Origin of the sequence: Vreelandella sedimenti (genome assembly GCF_013416325.1) — a bacterium.
Lineage (GTDB): Bacteria > Pseudomonadota > Gammaproteobacteria > Pseudomonadales > Halomonadaceae > Vreelandella > Vreelandella sedimenti.
Genome location: NZ_JACCGK010000013.1, coordinates 109351 through 126745 on the forward strand (window position 1 = coordinate 109351; position 17395 = coordinate 126745).

General features: G+C 55.4%; 17 protein-coding genes. 12 read left to right on the forward strand and 5 right to left on the reverse strand.

Translation table 11 applies throughout. The annotated features are described in order from the left end of the window. Positions 1–75: 75 nt before the first annotated feature. Positions 76–1320: a phosphoglycerate dehydrogenase gene (gene serA / locus HZU72_RS15580; protein ID WP_180093697.1), complete on the reverse strand. Its 1245-nt coding sequence runs from the start codon at positions 1318–1320 to the stop codon at positions 76–78. Between the two features lie 237 nt (positions 1321–1557). On the opposite strand from serA, the gene HZU72_RS15585 reads away from it, so the two are divergent. The 5 genes from HZU72_RS15585 (at position 1558) to HZU72_RS15605 (ending at position 6175) form a co-directional block, all read left to right on the forward strand. Continuing rightward, the gene (locus tag HZU72_RS15585; RefSeq protein WP_180093699.1) at positions 1558–1848 is read left to right on the forward strand and encodes an exodeoxyribonuclease VII small subunit; all 291 of its coding nucleotides are present in this window, start codon (positions 1558–1560) and stop codon (positions 1846–1848) included. After that, positions 1842–2735, forward strand: coding sequence for a (2E,6E)-farnesyl diphosphate synthase (gene ispA / locus HZU72_RS15590; protein WP_180093701.1), 894 nt, complete (start codon positions 1842–1844; stop codon positions 2733–2735). Before HZU72_RS15585 ends, ispA begins: the two co-directional genes overlap by 7 nt. A 2-nt stretch (positions 2736–2737) precedes the next feature. After that, positions 2738–4663 (forward strand): 1-deoxy-D-xylulose-5-phosphate synthase, encoded by a 1926-nt coding sequence (gene dxs / locus HZU72_RS15595; protein ID WP_180093703.1) that lies wholly within the window; start codon positions 2738–2740, stop codon positions 4661–4663. A gap of 32 nt (positions 4664–4695) precedes the next feature. Then, positions 4696–5460, forward strand: a complete 765-nt coding sequence (djlA, locus tag HZU72_RS15600; protein ID WP_180093712.1) for a co-chaperone DjlA — start codon at positions 4696–4698, stop codon at positions 5458–5460. Positions 5461–5551: 91 nt separating this feature from the next. Beyond that, a complete protein-coding gene (locus HZU72_RS15605; RefSeq protein WP_180093713.1) occupies positions 5552–6175 on the forward strand; it encodes a glutathione S-transferase family protein in 624 nt (207 codons plus the stop codon). 74 nt (positions 6176–6249) lie between these two features. On the opposite strand, the gene cheZ is transcribed toward HZU72_RS15605, so the two are convergent. The 3 genes from cheZ to ribA all read right to left on the reverse strand — a co-directional run bounded on the left by cheZ (position 6250) and on the right by ribA (position 8600). Continuing rightward, on the reverse strand, positions 6250–6936 hold the full coding sequence (gene cheZ, locus HZU72_RS15610; RefSeq protein ID WP_180093715.1) for a protein phosphatase CheZ: 687 nt from the start codon (positions 6934–6936) through the stop codon (positions 6250–6252). 281 nt (positions 6937–7217) lie between these two features. Continuing rightward, positions 7218–7928, reverse strand: coding sequence for a PAQR family membrane homeostasis protein TrhA (gene trhA, locus HZU72_RS15615; RefSeq protein ID WP_180093724.1), 711 nt, complete (start codon positions 7926–7928; stop codon positions 7218–7220). Positions 7929–7964: 36 nt separating this feature from the next. Further along, the gene (gene ribA, locus HZU72_RS15620) at positions 7965–8600 is read right to left on the reverse strand and encodes a GTP cyclohydrolase II (RefSeq protein ID WP_009286177.1); all 636 of its coding nucleotides are present in this window, start codon (positions 8598–8600) and stop codon (positions 7965–7967) included. A 276-nt stretch (positions 8601–8876) separates the two neighbouring features. Between ribA and hemE the strand changes: the two genes are divergently transcribed. The 7 genes from hemE (at position 8877) to HZU72_RS15655 (ending at position 15862) form a co-directional block, all read left to right on the forward strand. Beyond that, entirely contained in the window at positions 8877–9989 is a 1113-nt protein-coding gene (gene hemE / locus HZU72_RS15625; protein WP_180093726.1) for a uroporphyrinogen decarboxylase, read from the forward strand. Further along, positions 9989–10855, forward strand: a complete 867-nt coding sequence (gene speE / locus HZU72_RS15630; RefSeq protein ID WP_180093728.1) for a polyamine aminopropyltransferase — start codon at positions 9989–9991, stop codon at positions 10853–10855. Before hemE ends, speE begins: the two co-directional genes overlap by 1 nt. Positions 10856–11098: 243 nt before the next feature. After that, positions 11099–12124, forward strand: a complete 1026-nt coding sequence (locus HZU72_RS15635) for an amino acid ABC transporter substrate-binding protein (protein WP_180093730.1) — start codon at positions 11099–11101, stop codon at positions 12122–12124. Positions 12125–12225: 101 nt separating this feature from the next. Next, on the forward strand, positions 12226–13416 hold the full coding sequence (locus HZU72_RS15640; RefSeq protein ID WP_180093732.1) for an amino acid ABC transporter permease: 1191 nt from the start codon (positions 12226–12228) through the stop codon (positions 13414–13416). A gap of 15 nt (positions 13417–13431) precedes the next feature. Next, a complete protein-coding gene (locus HZU72_RS15645) occupies positions 13432–14532 on the forward strand; it encodes an amino acid ABC transporter permease (protein WP_180093734.1) in 1101 nt (366 codons plus the stop codon). Between the two features lie 108 nt (positions 14533–14640). After that, positions 14641–15369 carry an amino acid ABC transporter ATP-binding protein gene (locus tag HZU72_RS15650; protein WP_035539314.1) on the forward strand — a complete coding sequence of 243 codons (729 nt, stop codon included), beginning with the start codon at positions 14641–14643 and terminating at the stop codon, positions 15367–15369. Between the two features lie 100 nt (positions 15370–15469). Then, entirely contained in the window at positions 15470–15862 is a 393-nt protein-coding gene (locus tag HZU72_RS15655; RefSeq protein WP_180093738.1) for a RidA family protein, read from the forward strand. Positions 15863–15881: 19 nt separating this feature from the next. Here the strand turns inward: HZU72_RS15655 and HZU72_RS15660 are convergent, their stop codons facing one another. Beyond that, positions 15882–17345: a sensor domain-containing diguanylate cyclase gene (locus HZU72_RS15660; protein WP_180093747.1), complete on the reverse strand. Its 1464-nt coding sequence runs from the start codon at positions 17343–17345 to the stop codon at positions 15882–15884. Between the last annotated feature and the right edge of the window lie 50 nt (positions 17346–17395).

Below are 17395 nucleotides of genomic sequence, written 5' to 3' on the forward strand. Positions count from 1 at the left end.
CACTAAACTGCCCAAATCGAAACGGCGCCTCGCAAGAGGCGCCGTTTTTACAGCCAACTTATTTAACCAATTGCGTTAGCTATTTTGCGCCGAGTAGAGCGCACGAATTTTCAGCGTGTGATCCACTTGCTTCAATGCTTCCAGCGCCTGGGGGCCGTAGGCTTTATCTACATCAATGACCACATAACCGACTTTTTCATTGGTCTGCAGGTATTGACCGGAGATGTTGATATCGTTTTCAGACAGCACGCGGTTAATCTGCGACAGCACGCCCGGTACGTTATCGTGAATATGCAGCAAACGGTGCTTGTCCGGGTGAGCGGGCAGCGCCACCTCGGGGAAGTTGACCGAGGTCACGGTGGTGCCATTATCAGAGTAAGTAATCAGCTTTTCTGACACTTCGATACCGATATTCTCCTGAGCTTCCAGGGTAGAGCCACCGATATGCGGGGTCAGAATCACGTTTTCCAATCCGCGTAGCGGGCTCTCAAACTCTTCATCGTTGCCTTTCGGCTCTACCGGGAAGACGTCAATCGCCGCGCCGTTGAGATTGCCCGCTTTAAGCGCTTCAGCAAGCGGTTCGATTTCAACGACGCTACCGCGGGAGGCGTTGATAAAGATCGCGCCAGGCTTCATGGCAGCGATCTCTTTTGCGCCGATCATCCAGCGGGTAGAGGCAAGGTCAGGCACGTGCAGGCTAATGACATCGGAACGACCCAGCAGCTCTTCAAGGCTTGCTACCTGGTTTGCATTACCCATACCCAGCTTGGCGATGACATCATAGTAAATGACGTTAAAGCCCAGCGATTCGGCCAGCACCGAAAGTTGCGCACCAATGCTGCCGTAGCCAACGATACCCAGCGTTTTACCGCGCGCTTCGTGGGAGTTCTTCGCTGACTTCAGCCAGCCACCCTGGTGAGCGCGGGCGTTTTTCTCTGGAATACCACGCAGTAGCATAATCGCTTCTGCCAGCACCAGTTCTGCCACCGAACGGGTATTGGAGTACGGCGCGTTAAATACCGCGATACCGCGGGTAAGGGCAGCGGTTAAATCGACCTGATTGGTGCCGATACAGAAACAGCCAACGCCGACTAGCTTCTCCGCCGCCTCGAACACGCGCTCCGTTAACTGGGTGCGGGAACGAATACCAATGAAGTGAACATCGCAGATCTTTTCGATCAGCGCATCCTCATCAAGGGACGTCGGCAGGTGCTCAATATTCGCGTACCCTGACGTGTGAAAATTGTCCACCGCACTTTGGTGGACGCCCTCGAGTAGCAGGATCTTGATCTTGCTCTTTTCCAGGGACGTTTTGGCCATGGCTGAATCAACCTCTATGGTCGGCGGCATGCGCCGTGTATCGGTTCACGGGAGGCGCATATCGTAGCACAGCCCGCATCGTTCAGGCCGGGTGTGAATGATGAAAAGTCTGCGTGGTGACAATGAATGGATCGCAAGTCGCGCAACAAGCTGTATTGAAGAGGGCAGACGCCGCCCCCCAGCCTCGGTGTATACTGTGGGCTTATTTTAAAAATACCGGTTTACAGGCACCCCCCAATGAGTGACACGACATCACCCCCACAGGACTTTGCCGCGACGGTTGAGCAACTCGAAACCATCGTTGAACGTCTCGAGTCAGGCGAGCTCTCATTGGAAGATGCACTGACCGCGTTTGAACAGGGCGTGCGACTGACCCGCGATGCCCAGCAGCGCCTGGATAGCGCCGAACTCAAGGTGCGGGCGCTGAGTGAAGATAGCGAAGGGCATTTAAACGTAACGCCCTTTACTGGCCCCGACGACCCTAAGGATGCGGCCGAGGATGAGAGCAAGGAGACGCCCCCATGGTAGCCATGCAGCCTAGCCAGCTTGCCACCCTGCGTCAGACCAGCAATGCCCGCGTAGATGCTACCCTAGCGGCGCTGTTTGATAACCGCCCAGCGGTGGCGCCACGCCTTGAGGCGGCAATGCGCCATGGCCTGCTGGCCGGTGGCAAACGCCTGCGACCGCTACTGGTGTATATGGCTGGTCAGGCACTTGGTGCTAAAGACGATGCCCTGGACGCCCCCGCAGCGGCCATTGAGCTAATCCACGCCTACTCGTTGATCCATGATGATCTTCCGGCCATGGATGACGACGACCTACGTCGTGGTCAGCCCACGGTGCATAAAGCCTTTGATGAAGCGAGTGCGATTCTGGCCGGAGACGCCCTGCAGGCGCTGGCCTTCGAAGTGCTGGCCAGCAATGCGCACCCGCGGCTGGGCCATTTGGTGCACACCCTGGCCTCCGCCTCTGGCCGTGATGGCATGGTGGCGGGGCAGGCGCTGGATTTAGACGCCGTCGGCGATCACCCAGATGTCGATGCCCTGGCCCATATGCACGCCCATAAAACCGGCGCACTGATCGTCGCTGCAGTGCGTTTGGGCGGCCTGGTAGCCGTCGACGACGATGACCCGCGCTTAGACGCGCTTACTCGCTACGCCCGCGCCATTGGTCTAGCCTTTCAGATTCACGACGACATCCTGGATGTGACCGGCGACACCGTTACCCTAGGCAAAACGTCAGGCGCCGATGCCGCACGCGCCAAGCCCACCTACCCCAGCCTGCTGGGGTTAGCGGGTGCTCAACGCAAAGCGCACAGCCTGATTGACGAGGCCATTGCCGCGCTCGCCCCATTAGGCGAGCGTGCTGCACCGTTGGCCGACTTAGCCCACTACATGATCGAGCGCGACCACTAAAGATGCCCATGAAGCTGTTCGACGAAATCCCCCGCGAGCGCCCAACGACGCCGCTGCTCGACTCCTTTGACCACCCCGCTGCGCTGCGGGCCATGAATGCCTCCCAGCTCGCCCAACTGGCCGACGAGCTACGCGCCTACCTACTCTATAGCGTGGGTGTTTCCGGCGGTCACTTTGGCGCTGGGCTCGGCGTGGTTGAGCTGAGCGTTGCCCTGCACCATATCTACCAAACGCCCCATGACCGACTGGTGTGGGACGTAGGCCATCAGGCCTACCCACACAAGATTCTCACCGGCCGACGCGAGGCAATGCTGAGTATTCGCCAGCACGGCGGTTTGGCGGCATTTCCACGCCGCGCCGAGTCCGAGTACGACACCTTTGGCGTCGGCCACTCCAGCACGTCGATTTCGGCGGCATTGGGTATGGCACTGGCAGCGAAGGCACAGGGCGATAAGCGTCGTGTTTGCGCGATTATTGGCGACGGTGCACTGACCGCCGGCATGGCCTTTGAAGCCCTCGCCCACGCTGGCCACGTGGATGCCAATCTATTGGTAGTGCTCAACGACAACGAGATGTCGATCTCTGAAAACGTCGGTGGCATGGCGACCTACCTAGCCCGGGTGCTCTCCAGCAAGCCCTACCTAAAAATACGCGAAGAGAGCAAAAAAGTGCTTTCGCACCTGCCAGGCGCCCTGGAACTTGCCCGGCGCACCGAAGAGCATATGAAAGGCATGGTCAGCCCCGCCACGCTGTTTGAAGAGATGGGTTTTAACTACGTAGGCCCCATTGATGGCCATGACCTCGACGCGTTAACCCATACGATCGAAAACCTGCGCGACCTCGACGGTCCGCAGTTTCTGCATATCAAAACGGTGAAAGGCAAAGGTTTTCTGCCCGCCGAAGCGGATCAGATTGGCTACCACGCTATTACTAAGCTGGAAAAACCCGAAACGTTAGCCAACGCGACTACGGTCAAGAAACCGGAGGTTACCCCGCCACCAGCGAAGAAAAAATACTGCAATGTGTTCGGCGACTGGCTGTGCGATATGGCGGCAAGCGACAAGCGCCTAATGGGCATTACCCCCGCCATGCGCGAAGGCTCCGACCTGATTCGCTTCTCCAAAGAGTACCCTCAGCGCTATTTCGATGTGGCGATTGCCGAGCAGCATGCGGTAACGCTCGCGGCGGGTATGGCCTGCGAAGGCATGAAACCCGTGGTGGCGATTTACTCCACCTTTATGCAGCGCGGTTACGACCAGTTGATTCATGATGTTGCCGTGCAGAACCTGGATGTCACCTTTGCTATTGATCGCGCTGGCTTGGTAGGCGAAGACGGCCCCACGCACCACGGCAGCATGGATCTCTCCTTTCTGCGCTGTGTGCCCGGCATGGTGATTCTGGCTCCGGCTGATGAAGCCGAGTGCCGCACCATGCTCAGTGCCGCCTATCACCACCCTGGCCCTGCTGCGGTGCGCTACCCCCGTGGCACCGGCCCAGGTGCGGACATTGCCACGCACCTTGAACCACTCGCCATTGGCAAAGCGGAAGTGCGCCGCCATGCCGACAACGATGGTGTGCGTATTGCGCTGCTCGCCTTTGGCAGCCTCAACAGCGCCGCAACTGAAGTCGCCGAACGACTCAATGCAACCCATATCAATATGCGCTCCATCAAACCGCTGGATCGCGATGCGGTGCTGCACGCAGCTGACGAGCACGAACTATTGGTGACCTTGGAAGAAAACGTGGTTGCCGGTGGCGCAGGTAGCGCCGTGAATGAGCTGCTCCACGCCGAAGGTGTTCAGGTGGAAGTGCTCAACCTAGGTCTACCGGACGCCTTTGTAGAACACGGCACTCCCGCGCAGCTGCTTGCCGACTGCCACCTGGATATCGAAGGCATTGAGCAGGCTATTCGCGCTCGACTGCCATAAGCCATTATTTTTTAAATTACTTTGAGACTAATATGCTATTTCTAATTATTATTTTCGCCTTGATTGGCCTTGCGTTTGGAGGCCCGGTGGGTCTGCTGATTGGCGGTGGCCTGGGCTGGTGGCTAGGCAAGCGCCTTACCCGTCGCCTGAATATCGCGCGGATGCGCATTCAGGAAGGCTTTTTGGAGTCGATCTTCTCGGTGATGGGCTGCCTATGCCAAGCCGACGGCAAAGTGACCGAAGGCGAGCTGGACATTGCCGAGAAACTGTTTGACCAGATGCACCTCCAGGGCGAACAGCGCGCCAAGGCCCGAGCCGCCTTTGAGCGTGGTCGCGCCGATGACTTCGATCTAAACGCCGAGTTGGCCGCCGTTAACCGCTTAACCCAGCGCCAGCCGGTACTGCGCCAGGTATTTATCCAGGTTCAGCTTTCTGCTATCGCCGCAGATGGCGTTCTTCACCCCGCCGAGCACGAGATGATTCTACGCGTCGCCCGGAGCGTAGGCTGCAGCGACGCCGAAGTTCAGCAGATCGAAGCGATGTTGCACGGCGCGGCCGCGAACTCTCAGGGCGCCAGCGAAGAGGCTCTCAAGGACGCTTACCGCGTATTGGGGGTTTCTGATGACGCCAGCGATGCTGAAATCAAAAAAGCCTACCGTCGTCTGATGAGCCAAAACCACCCGGACAAACTGGCCGGCAAAGGCTTGCCCGAGAGCATGCGTGATATCGCACAGGCACGCACCAGCGAAATCGGCAATGCCTACGAGCGGATCCGCGAGGCGAGGGGGAGCGCGTAGAGGTAGCTCTTATAGAGAGCGTTTAGATAATCGACAGCGTCGCTAACGCCCGCTAGATTGAAGAACCGATTATTATCGCCAGGAGTACGCCATGATCACGCTGTACAGTTTTCCCCAATCCCGCTCACTACGAGCAGCGTGGACGCTTGAAGAGTTAAGCCTAGAGTATCAGTGCCAGCATGTGGCACTGGATAAAGGCGAGGGGCAAACAGCCGAGCATTTGGCGCGCCATCCAGATGGCAAGGTGCCAGTTCTTGAAGATGGAGAAGTATCGCTATTTGAATCAGTGCCGATTTGCCGTTATCTAGCGGAACAGTATGGCGATGGCACCCTACTACCCAGTAACCCTGCCGCTCGCGCTCAGGTCGACCAGTGGCTCAGCTTTATTATCACGGAAATGGAGCAGCCATTGTGGAATCAGGCCAAGCATAAGTTTGCCCTGCCCACAGATAAGCGCGTTCCCGCTATTTTGCCGGTCTGCGCATGGGAGTTTCAGCGTGCGCTAAGCGCGCTAGAGCGCCGCTACAACGGGCAAGAAAACTTGGTGGGTAACACCTTTACCCTTGCGGATCTGTTTTTAACCCATACCTTATCGTGGGCAGTCAACATGAAGCACCGTTTACCCGAACCGCTAATGGCCTATCGCGAACGCCATATTCAGCGCGCCGCGATGGCTAGAGCAATCGAAAAACAGCAAGCAGCAGCAGAGAGTTAATCAACATCTAAACGCTTTCAAAACCGTTGCTGGCAGGTATGTGGCAACGGTTTTTTTAACGAGTCTGGCTTTGCTTAAAAGCCAAGGTCATCGAGCAAATCGTCTACTTGATCCTGACCTGCCACCACATCCGCCTTATTCTGGTTCACCTGCGGCCCGTTACGCAGCTTGGCATGTTCATCGCGGTCATCTGCCACCTTAACGCCGTCGGTGACGTTAGGAACATTATCCACTAACACCTGAACAAGCTGCTCTTCGATTAGCTTGATGACTTCCATCATTTTTTTAATCACCTGACCGGTGAGATCCTGGAAGTCTTGCGCCATCATGATTTCAAGCAGCTCTTTTTGAGTAGCACCGGTTGCGGTGGGAAGCTTACTGCTCAAAAAGTTCTGCGTATCCTCGACGAGCTTAGCGTCACCTTCTACTGCCGCGAGCTTAGCTGCCGCCGCCTGCCAGCGCTTATTAAGCGCAGCGCCTTCTTCTTCAAGACTGTCTTGCAGCGGTTGCGCGCGCTCAACGGCATTCAATGCCCGCTCTGCTGCCTGCTCCGTCATTGAGGCAACGTAGTTGAGCCGGTCATTAGCATCCGGTATTGCCTGCGCTGCCTGGCTAATCTGCTGATCTAGGCCCAGCTCTTTCATGCTGTCCCGCAGTAGGCGCGTTAAGTGACCTATGCGATGCACCATCTCATCAGTACTGTCTTTTTTGCCCAGTACCGACGGCATCGTCGTGTCGTGGGCGTTGTTAACAGTGCTCATGACAATCCTCTTGTTGGAAAAACTTATTAAATATCGTTTTGGGTGTGGCAATAGACATCACTATACGAACCCACTGTGTTTTTTCAGGATGCGCGGCGTTAAATACATCAAGGTCTGCATCTAAACCTGATACTACTTTCGGCTCAACATCCTAAAACTTAAGTTTAACGTTTAGTCTACAGTGGGAAATTGCGAGTTACAGGTATTTTTAACCCCTTAAAAACCATCTAATTTACATGCGGGTTCAAGCTGGCAATGATTCGAAGTCGAGCGAATAACCATTAGGCAGCCGAAATGTGCGGTAGAACGGCGCTATAAACGGCGAAGTAGTGACAGGTGCTGCCAGCCACTACAAACAGATGCCAAATCGCATGGTTGTAGGGGATCGCACGCACGGCGTAGAAGACCACCCCTAGCGTGTAGGTAATTCCTCCTGCGGCCAGCAGGGCAATGTCGGTCGTTGAAAGACTTGCCGCCATCTCTCCTGATGCCAGCACGATCATCCAGCCCATGAGTAGGTAAATCGCCACACGTAATATCGAAAAACGTTGAGGCCATAGCAGTATGCAGGCGATCCCCACCAACGCCAGCGACCACACGGCGGCAAACAAAACCCAGCCGGTAGTGCCACGCATATTGACGAGTAAAAAAGGCGTGTAAGTACCCGCGATGAGTAAATAAATCGCGCAGTGATCAAGTAACTGAAAGCGCTGCTTCCAGCGCCGATGAGGGATGCCATGGTAAAGGGTCGAGGCGGTATAAAGCAGAACTAGCGTGGTGCCGTACAGGCTCAGGCTGACAATTTTCCACGGGTCGACAGAGGCAGCGTAGCTCGCGGCCATCAGCAGCACGACCATTCCCACCAGGCTTAGCACGGCACCAATACCGTGAGTGATGCTGTGCAGGTACTCTTCAACGACGCTGAATTCGCCCTGCTCTTCGGGAGAGTTTTCACGCTGCTGCTTGTACTGCTCCTTACGGACGGCGTTCATCCTGGGGCGCTCCTGGCATGCTATCCCCCACTCATATCACCCCTTGCGCTCAATATCCACATCGCTGGCGTGGGTGAAGTCATCCAGAGCCATCATATGGCCAAGCTTGCCCGCTTTGGTTGAGAGATACTGCTCGTTATGAGGGTTGAGACCGGTGGTGATCGACAAACGTTCGACAACATTCACGCCATCGCGGGTGAGGGCATCTACCTTGCGCGGATTGTTGGTCATAAGCCTTAACGCTGTGATGCCCAAATGGTTAAGCATCGGCACGCACAGATCATAGCGGCGCATGTCGGCGCCAAAGCCGAGCTGCTCGTTGGCCTCGACCGTATCAGCACCTTGATCTTGCAGGTGGTAGGCACGAATTTTGTTTAACAGCCCAATTCCCCGCCCCTCTTGGCGCAGGTAAAACAGCACGCCGCGGCCCTCTTCAGCGATGCGTTTCAGCGCTTCCTGGAGCTGATAGCCACAGTCGCAGCGCATGGAGAAGAGTGCATCACCGGTCAAACACTCGGAGTGCACCCGCCCCAACACCGGCTCACCGCCGGTCACATCACCTAACGTTAAGGCGATATGATCCTTGCCGGTAGCCTCATCTTCGAAGCCATGCATAGTAAACGTTGCCCAGGGCGTGGGCAGCCGGGAAGCGGCAATGAAGCGAATGGTCACAGGTTACCTCGCTGATTGACCAAACCAGTTAACCACACCAGTGTTGGCAAAGTGGGCCAGTATTCTAACAGGAAGCGGCGCCCGCCTCACGCTGACAAGGCGACTAAATAATGGAGAAAAATTGGCCGGGTGCGACGATTTTTGCCATCGAGTACGCCGCCCTAACGCCTATCTTCAAGTACAATTGCCCTCATATGATCCCCAAAACGGTTTCAAGTACGCTCCCAAGTACGGTTTCCAATACAATGCGGGCAAATTTCCTAAGAGCAAGTGTCTATGACCACTACACCTTTGCAAAATGATCGCTTTCTTCGTGCACTAGCGCGCCAGTCCGTTGACCGCACCCCGGTGTGGATGATGCGTCAAGCGGGCCGCTATCTGCCGGAATACCGTGCCAGCCGGGCCGATGCGGGCAGTTTTATGGATCTGTGCCGCAACCATGACTTGGCCTGCGAAGTCACCCTGCAGCCCCTGGAGCGTTATCCGCTGGATGCGGCCATTCTGTTTTCAGATATTTTGACCATTCCAGATGCCATGGGCTTGGGGCTCTATTTTGAAACCGGCGAAGGCCCAAAATTCCGTAAAACCGTACGTACACAGGAAGAAGTCGCCGCGCTAAGCGTGCCCGACGCAGAGCGCGACCTTGATTACGTGATGCGTGCAGTTTCAACCATTCGCCGCGAGCTGAACGGTCGCATGCCGCTGATCGGCTTCTCCGGCAGCCCCTGGACACTGGCGACCTATATGGTGGAGGGCGGTTCCAGCAAGGACTTCCGTCATCTGAAAACCATGCTTTACGACACGCCAGATACCATGCACCAGTTGCTGGATACGCTGGCACATGCGGTGACTGACTATCTGAACGCCCAAATTCGCGCGGGTGCCCAAGCGGTGCAGATTTTTGATACCTGGGGCGGCGCACTCTCTACCCCTGCGTACCTTGAGTTCTCACTGCGCTACATGGAGCAGATCGTTTCGGGACTGATCCGCGAGCACGATGGTCGCCGCGTACCGGTGATTCTCTTCACCAAAAACGGCGGCCAGTGGCTTGAGCATATCGCCTGCGCCGGTGCCGATGCGCTGGGTATCGACTGGTCTACCGAGCTTTCCAATGCTCGCGCTCGAGTTGGTCACAAAGTGGCGCTACAGGGCAATCTTGATCCCAACGTTCTGTTTGCCCGCCCCTCGGCTATACGTGCTGAAGTAGCCCGCGTGCTGGAGAGCTACGGCCATGGCCCTGGCCACGTGTTTAACCTGGGCCACGGAATCAGCCAGTTTACCAACCCCGACAACGTCACTGCCTTTATGGAGGCGCTGCACGAATTAAGCCCGCAGTATCACCGCGATATTCCAACGCATACAAATGCACAGCACTCAGGAGCCAATTGATGAGCGATTTACGCGACGACCAATGGTTTACCGAAGTCTTTGATAGCCACGGCAGCGCTTTCTCACTGAAGATCTCTGAAAAACTGCTGGATGTGCAGAGCCAATACCAGCATCTAGAGGTCTACGCCACCGAGACCTACGGCAACCTGATGGTGCTGGACGGCTGCGTGATGCTGACTGATCGCGATAACTTCCTCTACCACGAGATGATCGCACACCCGGCGCTGTTTACTCACCAAGAGCCCAAGCGTGTGGTGATTATCGGCGGTGGTGACTGCGGCACCTTAAAAGAGGTTCTCCGCCACCCAGGTGTGGAAAAAGTTACCCAAATTGATATCGATGAAGAGGTCACCAAGGCCTCTAAGCGCTTTTTCCCGTCGTTGGTAGCGTCGAATAACGACCCCCGCGCCGAGCTGCTGTTCGCCGATGGCGTGAAGTGGGTGGACGATGCACCTGATGAGAGCATCGATGTGCTGATTATCGACTCCACCGACCCGGTTGGACCCGCTGAAGGGCTGTTTAAAACTGATTTTCTCAAGCGCTGCCACCGTATTTTGAAACGCGGCGGCGTAATGGTGCAACAGAGCGAATCACCGCTTTACCACAGTGGCTCAATCATCCGTGAGTTGCGCAGCGACATGTTAAAAGCCGGTTTTGACAGCGTTGCCACGCTGCCCTTCCCGCAGCCAGTATATCCCTCAGGCTGGTGGAGCGTAACATTGGCGGGTAAAGCCGCCGACGTGAATACGTTCCGCGAGCAGGCAGCCGCCAACCACGAATTGCCGCTTGAGTACTATAGCGTTGACGCCCATCGCGGTGCGCTCGCCCTTCCGCCGTTTATGCGCAAGGCATTCGCGGCCGAATAAACCACGCCTAATAACTGCCTTTGTGTTACCGCCCACCTCAGCTTGCCCTATAACGGTGCAATGCGAGGTGGGCGGTAACCTTTTTTGCACCTAGACGTTCGTCTCGAATTCGCTGAGTAGCGTTGAAAAGCGCTGAATTAACGCCTGTACCCTTGTTGGCATCTTCCTTGCTAGGTTTAGTTACATGCTACGGCATGCATAACTATTTCAATTACTGATTTCAATAACTTCGAGGGAAACTAAATGTTCAATAAAAAACACCTAGCGCTTCTGGCGTCCGCTGGCTCACTTAGCCTGGCGGGAATGGCGACTGCTCAAGCCGACACCTTGGAAGATACCATTGAGCGTGGCGCTGTTCAGTGTGGTGTGAGCGATGGCTTGCCGGGCTTCTCAGCACCGGATGACGACGGTAACTGGCAAGGCCTGGACGTTGATGTTTGCCGCGCAGTAGCGGCAGCGGTACTCGGCGACTCAGAAGCCGTCAACTATATTTCGCTCAACGCCGTAGAGCGCTTCACCGCTCTGCAGTCTGGTGAGGTCGATGTACTTTCACGTAACACCACCTGGACGACTACCCGCGATACCACTCTGGGCCTGAACTTCACCGGCGTAACATTCTATGATGGTCAGGGCTTCATGGTTTCACGCGATCTAGGTATTACCGGTGCCGATGAGCTAGACGGCGCTTCTATCTGTATTCAGTCGGGTACTACCACGGAATTGAACTTGGCCGACTACTTCCGTGCTAACGACATGGAATTCAACCCGATCGTTTTTGATACCTCTGAGCAAACCGTGGGTGGCTATCAGGCCGGCCGCTGTGACGTGCTAACCTCCGATACCTCTCAGCTAGCGGCGCTACGTATTCAGCTAGACGATCCTTCAGCCTCAATGATCCTGTCTGACGTTATCTCCAAAGAGCCACTAGGCCCTGTGGTTCGTCAGGGTGACGATCTTTGGTTCAACATTGTGAAATGGACACTGTTCGCCATGATTAACGCCGAAGAGTACGGCGTCACCAGTGAAAACGCTGAAGAAATGCTTAACTCTGAAGATCCCAACATCGCTCGCTTGCTAGGCCAAGACGGCAACTACGGTGAAGGCATGAATCTAGAAGCAGATTGGGCTTACAACATTATTAGCCAAGTGGGTAACTACGCTGAAAGCTTCGACCGCAACGTGGGCATGGACTCTCCGCTTGAAATTGAGCGCGGTGTTAACGCCCTATGGACAGACGGCGGCTTCCAGTACGCTCCCCCGATTCGCTAAGCGTCTCGCTTGACCCCGGCCCGCCACCCTCTTCACAGGTATCTGTTTAAAGGTCGTGGCGGGCCATTTGATTGACCTTCCGTGTAGCGGAGACGCCATCCATGTCTGTAAGACCCAACGTTCGCCCCGCCGGCCACAAGCCGCCGTTTTGGCGAGACCGCGCTAAGCGCGCACTTATTTTTCAGCTCATATTGGTCGCCGTTGTCGCGGCTTTCCTGATCTATATTATCGGCAATACCCAAGCCAACCTGAATGCTCGCGGCATTACCACTGGCTTTAGCTTCCTGGGCAACACAGCCGGCTTTGGTATTGGTCAAAGCTTAATCGAGTACTCCTCCCAAAGTACCTACGGCCGCACTTTTGTGATTGGCTTACTCAATACGCTGCTAGTCGGTGGATTGGGGGTGTTAGCTGCCTCAATTATTGGTTTTATCGTCGGTATCGCGCGGCTATCGCCCAACTGGTTGATCGCTCGGCTAGCCAATGCGTATATCGAAACGTTTCGTAATATCCCGCTGCTGCTGCAAATTTTCTTCTGGTACTTCGCGGTACTGCGGACGTTACCCAGCGCTAGAGAGAGCATGGCCTTTGGTGAAGCCATTTTTCTGAACGTGCGCGGGCTGTACCTGCCTCAGCCGCTGTTCGAGTCAGGATTTGGTCTTATCCCAGCCACCTTCGTGGTGGCCATTATTGCCAGCATCGCACTGGTCATGTGGAACAAGCGCCGCCACGAAGCCACCGGCAAGCGCCTGCCGGTTTTCTGGATGTCGCTGGTGATTATCTTTGGCCTACCGCTGCTGGTACTGGTCGCTACCGGTGTACCGGTTACCTGGGAGATGCCGGTACTGCGCGGCTTTAACTTCGGCGGTGGTATCACCATTATTCCTGAATTTTTGGCTCTGTGGCTGGCGCTTTCTATCTATACTGCCTCCTTCATTGCGGAGATTGTGCGCTCAGGCATCCAAGCCATCCCCCATGGCCAAACGGAAGCCGCCCAGGCATTGAGCTTGCCGCGCAAGCTAGTGCTGCGCCTAATCATCATTCCCCAGGCTATGCGCGTCATTATTCCGCCGCTCACCAGCCAATACCTCAACCTGATTAAAAACTCGTCACTGGCCACCGCCATCGGCTACCCCGACCTGGTATCGGTTTTTGCCGGCACCACGCTCAACCAGACCGGTCAGGCAATCGAAGTCATTGCCATGACCATGGCGGTTTATCTGATCATCAGCTTGCTGGTGTCCATGTTCATGAACTGGTTCAACGCTCGCGTTGCGCTGGTCGAACGCTAGGCCGGAGGCGACCCCATGATTCACAATAAAGAAACCATACCTCAGCGCCCGGCTCCTAAAGGCACCATTGGGCCGGTTGCTTGGCTACGCGGCAATCTGTTCAACGGCCCCATCAATAGCATTTTTACGCTGTTGGGCCTCTACGTGCTGTATCTACTCGTGGTGCCAACGATTCAGTGGGCATTCATTGATGCCGACTGGGTGGGCGATAGCCGTGAAGATTGCTCCCGGGTGGGCGCCTGCTGGGTATTCGTTAATGCACGCTTTTCCCAGTTCATGTACGGCCTCTACCCGAGTGAGGAGTATTGGCGCGCCAATATCGTGTTTGCCATGTTCGCTGGCATTATTGCCTGGATGGTCATTCCGCGCCTGCCGTTTAAGCGCTGGATGACACTATTTGCGCTGCTGATCTTCCCGGTGATCGCCTACGTGCTGCTACACGGCGGCTACTTTGATCTACCGCGTGTTTCCACCCACCGCTGGGGCGGTTTGATGCTGACGCTGCTACTGGCTAGCGTGGGGATGATTGGCGCACTGCCTATTGGCATCGTATTAGCCCTTGGGCGACGCTCGAACATGCCCATCGTCAAAACCTTCTGCGTGATTTTTATCGAGTTTTGGCGCGGTGTGCCGCTAATCACCATTCTGTTTATGGCCTCGGTGATGCTGCCGCTGTTCCTGCCGTCTGAACTTAACGTGGATCGCCTTATACGTGCGCTAATCGGCCTGACGCTGTTCCAAAGTGCCTATATGGCCGAGGTTATTCGCGGTGGTTTGCAGGCGATTCCTAAAGGGCAAGATGAGGCCGCCGCGGCACTAGGGATGACGTATTGGAAGCGCATGGGGCTAATCGTGATGCCCCAGGCACTGAAAATGATGATTCCTGGCATCGTCAATACGTTTATCTCACTGTTTAAAGACACCACCCTGGTCATGATCATCGGGCTGTTTGACCTGTTGGGCATTGTGCAAGCGGCGCTTTCCGACTCGCGCTGGCTGGGCTTCTCGGTAGAGGGTTATGTATTTGCCGCGTTCGTGTTCTGGATATTCTGTTTCAGCATGTCGCGCTACAGCCAGTACTTGGAGCGCAAGCTAAACACCGGCCATAAGCGCTAGTTCAAGTACAAGCTTAAGTACGAGTGCCGAATCTCTTTACGTTTTAAGTAGGATTTCAACATGACACAAGCAGCCACCAATACCTCTGACACCAGTACTTCTGACCTGATGGTCGAGATGCACAACGTTAACAAGTGGTACGGCGATTTTCACGTACTGCGGGATATCTACCTTGAGGTAAAACGCGGCGAACGTATCGTGGTTTGCGGCCCCTCAGGTTCGGGTAAATCAACGCTGATTCGCTGCATTAACCACCTTGAAGAGCACCAAAAAGGTGAAATTGTGGTGGGCGGTCTACCGCTGACCCAAGACGTTAAGCGCATTGAGCAGATTCGTCGCAGCGTCGGCATGGTGTTTCAGCACTTCAATCTGTTCCCGCATTTATCAGTGCTGGAAAACTGCTGTATTGCGCCAATGTGGGTACAAAAGAAGCCCCGCAAAGAGGCTGAAGCGCTAGCCATGGAGTACCTAGAACGGGTACGCATTGCCGAGCAGGCGACTAAGTACCCGGGGCAGCTCTCGGGCGGGCAACAGCAGCGTGTAGCGATTGCCCGCTCGCTGTGCATGCACCCCGACGTCATGCTGTTTGACGAGCCCACCTCCGCTTTAGACCCCGAGATGATCAAAGAGGTGCTGGACGTTATGGTGGAACTGGCGGAAGAAGGCATGACCATGATCTGCGTGACCCACGAAATGGGCTTCGCCAAAACCGTCGCCGACCGGGTGATCTTTATGGATCAGGGGCAAATCATTGAAGAGAACGCGCCTGAGCCGTTCTTCAATAATCCCCAGTCTGAACGTACCCAGCTGTTCTTAAGCCAGATTCTCGGGCACTAATACACAGACTCAGCGACAAAGCGGCTGTGGATAAGTTCGTCATCATGGGCCTCACTTGAGGCCCATGATGTTTTAAAAACATTCAAATAAGGATAAAAGCATGATTGAAAAGCTATTTATCGACCGCGCCCCGCAACCGATTGCGCCTTTTTCCCACGCCTGCCGCGTAGGTGATCTGGTCTTTATCACTGGCCAGATGCCGACGGTACCAGAGACTAATGAAATGCTTTTGGGCACCTTTACCGAACAGACCCATCGGGTGATGCAGAACCTGGCGATTGTGCTGGAAGAAGTCGGAAGTGCCTTCGAGTATGTGGTCCAGTCTCGGGTGTTCATTACCAATATGGGCCACTTCGACGAAGTGAATAAGGTCTACGCCAGTTACTTTCCCCAGCCTCTACCCACCCGCACCTGTATCGGGGTAACCGGCTTGGCTGGCGGCGCTGATGTGGAAGTCGATATGATTGCCTGGATTCCACCGTCGCATCAATAAATCTTATCAGTAGTCGTCATCACGGCTGCCAGTGAGCCACAACGCGATTTCGCCCAGCCTCTTTGGCAGCATAGAGCGCTTGGTCGGCCTGGGCAACGGCTACTGCCTGACTGTGGTCTAAATCACTGGTGAGCGCCAGAGGTGCAATTCCCACGCTGACGGTGAGTGTCACCATCATCGGCGTTTGCGAATCACCCGCCGTCAGGTAAAACGGTTGCTGGGCTACTGTTTGGCGAATACGCTCACCCAGTTGGACTACCTGTTGGTGCGATAAATCACCCGCCGTAACGGCAAACTCTTCACCGCCGAACCTTGCCAGACAATCCTCGGGCCGCAGGGCCTCATACACCCGCTTTGCCATCTCCACCAGCAGCGTATCCCCCGCAGGGTGACCGTAGCGATCATTGATATGTTTGAAGTAATCAATATCAATCATCAGCAAATAATAGGCTGCCGCTTCAGCTTGCCCATTGAGTTGTGCTAAGTGGTTAGCCAAGCCACGTCGGTTGCGTGTGCCGGTCAAGGCGTCAAACTCCGCCGCCGCCCAGGCCTGCTCTTCGCTTTTTTTACGTTGGCTAATATCGATGACTAGGCCACCAATACGCGCTAAATAGCCATCATCGGAGTAGTAGCTTTCCATCACCAGCTCATGCCAACGCCACTGCCCGGATGCGACCCTGAGCTGGACATCAATACGGCATTGGGTTTGCAGCCGCTGATGGCACTCGCGAATCAAACCAAACACCCGTAAGCGGTCAGTGGGCATGGTGTGGGCCAGTAAGCGACGCAACGGGAGCCTTGCATAATCGCCAGGATAACCCAGCGAAAGCAGCAACGCCGAAGAGCACCAGGTGGCGCCACTGCGAGTGTTGATCTCCCAGGTACCGCAGGCGGCGACCTGCTGCAGCAGATCAACCTGCCGCTGCCTGCGGGTAAGCTGCTGACGATAAATAGCCGAAGCGATTAGTTCAGCGCTGATCACTAGCGCCTGCAACCCCGCTCCCTCCCAGTCAACTTCGCGTTCACAGTCATCAAAGCCCAGAGTCCCCCACCACTGACCATCCACCATAATCGGAACGGTCACCATCGATAGAATCGACTGGCTTTCCAAATTGTCGCGCAGCGATCCCGGATCCACCTTCGAGGTAATACAGGTGTGCGAGTCACCACGCTCCCGACGATTAACCATTTCCTCATACTCGGGATCGTCGATCAGCGTGGTAAAAAAGCGAAAGCGTTTTTGCGTTCGCTCACGATAGTGTGATGAAGATGCCCACTCAAAAACAAAATCCTGCAAGACACCGTTTGGGTTGCGCTCTATGGTTTGAAATATCCACACCCGATTGACACCCGACGCTTCCCCTAGCGCCGCCAATAGCTGATCGACGCCTTCACTCCAAAAGTGCGCGTCGATTAGCGCACGGCTGCCCAAAGCAAGGGCATTCAGCAGGCTCGGCGCATCCGGCGATAAAGGAGCAGGCATAACAGGTTCTCTTTACTTTTCTTAGAGACTACCACACAGCTTTCAGTGGA

What these genes read in the sequence shown, in the direction of transcription:
- serA (WP_180093697.1), bottom strand. Translation starts at nt 1,320, where the DNA reads ATGGCCAAAACGTCCCTGGAAAAGAGCAAGATCAAGATCCTGCTACTC.
- HZU72_RS15585 (WP_180093699.1), top strand. Translation starts at nt 1,558, where the DNA reads ATGAGTGACACGACATCACCCCCACAGGACTTTGCCGCGACGGTTGAG.
- ispA (WP_180093701.1), top strand. Translation starts at nt 1,842, where the DNA reads ATGGTAGCCATGCAGCCTAGCCAGCTTGCCACCCTGCGTCAGACCAGC.
- dxs (WP_180093703.1), top strand. Translation starts at nt 2,738, where the DNA reads ATGCCCATGAAGCTGTTCGACGAAATCCCCCGCGAGCGCCCAACGACG.
- djlA (WP_180093712.1), top strand. Translation starts at nt 4,696, where the DNA reads ATGCTATTTCTAATTATTATTTTCGCCTTGATTGGCCTTGCGTTTGGA.
- HZU72_RS15605 (WP_180093713.1), top strand. Translation starts at nt 5,552, where the DNA reads ATGATCACGCTGTACAGTTTTCCCCAATCCCGCTCACTACGAGCAGCG.
- cheZ (WP_180093715.1), bottom strand. Translation starts at nt 6,936, where the DNA reads ATGAGCACTGTTAACAACGCCCACGACACGACGATGCCGTCGGTACTG.
- trhA (WP_180093724.1), bottom strand. Translation starts at nt 7,928, where the DNA reads ATGAACGCCGTCCGTAAGGAGCAGTACAAGCAGCAGCGTGAAAACTCT.
- hemE (WP_180093726.1), top strand. Translation starts at nt 8,877, where the DNA reads ATGACCACTACACCTTTGCAAAATGATCGCTTTCTTCGTGCACTAGCG.
- speE (WP_180093728.1), top strand. Translation starts at nt 9,989, where the DNA reads ATGAGCGATTTACGCGACGACCAATGGTTTACCGAAGTCTTTGATAGC.
- HZU72_RS15635 (WP_180093730.1), top strand. Translation starts at nt 11,099, where the DNA reads ATGTTCAATAAAAAACACCTAGCGCTTCTGGCGTCCGCTGGCTCACTT.
- HZU72_RS15640 (WP_180093732.1), top strand. Translation starts at nt 12,226, where the DNA reads ATGTCTGTAAGACCCAACGTTCGCCCCGCCGGCCACAAGCCGCCGTTT.
- HZU72_RS15645 (WP_180093734.1), top strand. Translation starts at nt 13,432, where the DNA reads ATGATTCACAATAAAGAAACCATACCTCAGCGCCCGGCTCCTAAAGGC.
- HZU72_RS15650 (WP_035539314.1), top strand. Translation starts at nt 14,641, where the DNA reads ATGGTCGAGATGCACAACGTTAACAAGTGGTACGGCGATTTTCACGTA.
- HZU72_RS15655 (WP_180093738.1), top strand. Translation starts at nt 15,470, where the DNA reads ATGATTGAAAAGCTATTTATCGACCGCGCCCCGCAACCGATTGCGCCT.
- HZU72_RS15660 (WP_180093747.1), bottom strand. Translation starts at nt 17,345, where the DNA reads ATGCCTGCTCCTTTATCGCCGGATGCGCCGAGCCTGCTGAATGCCCTT.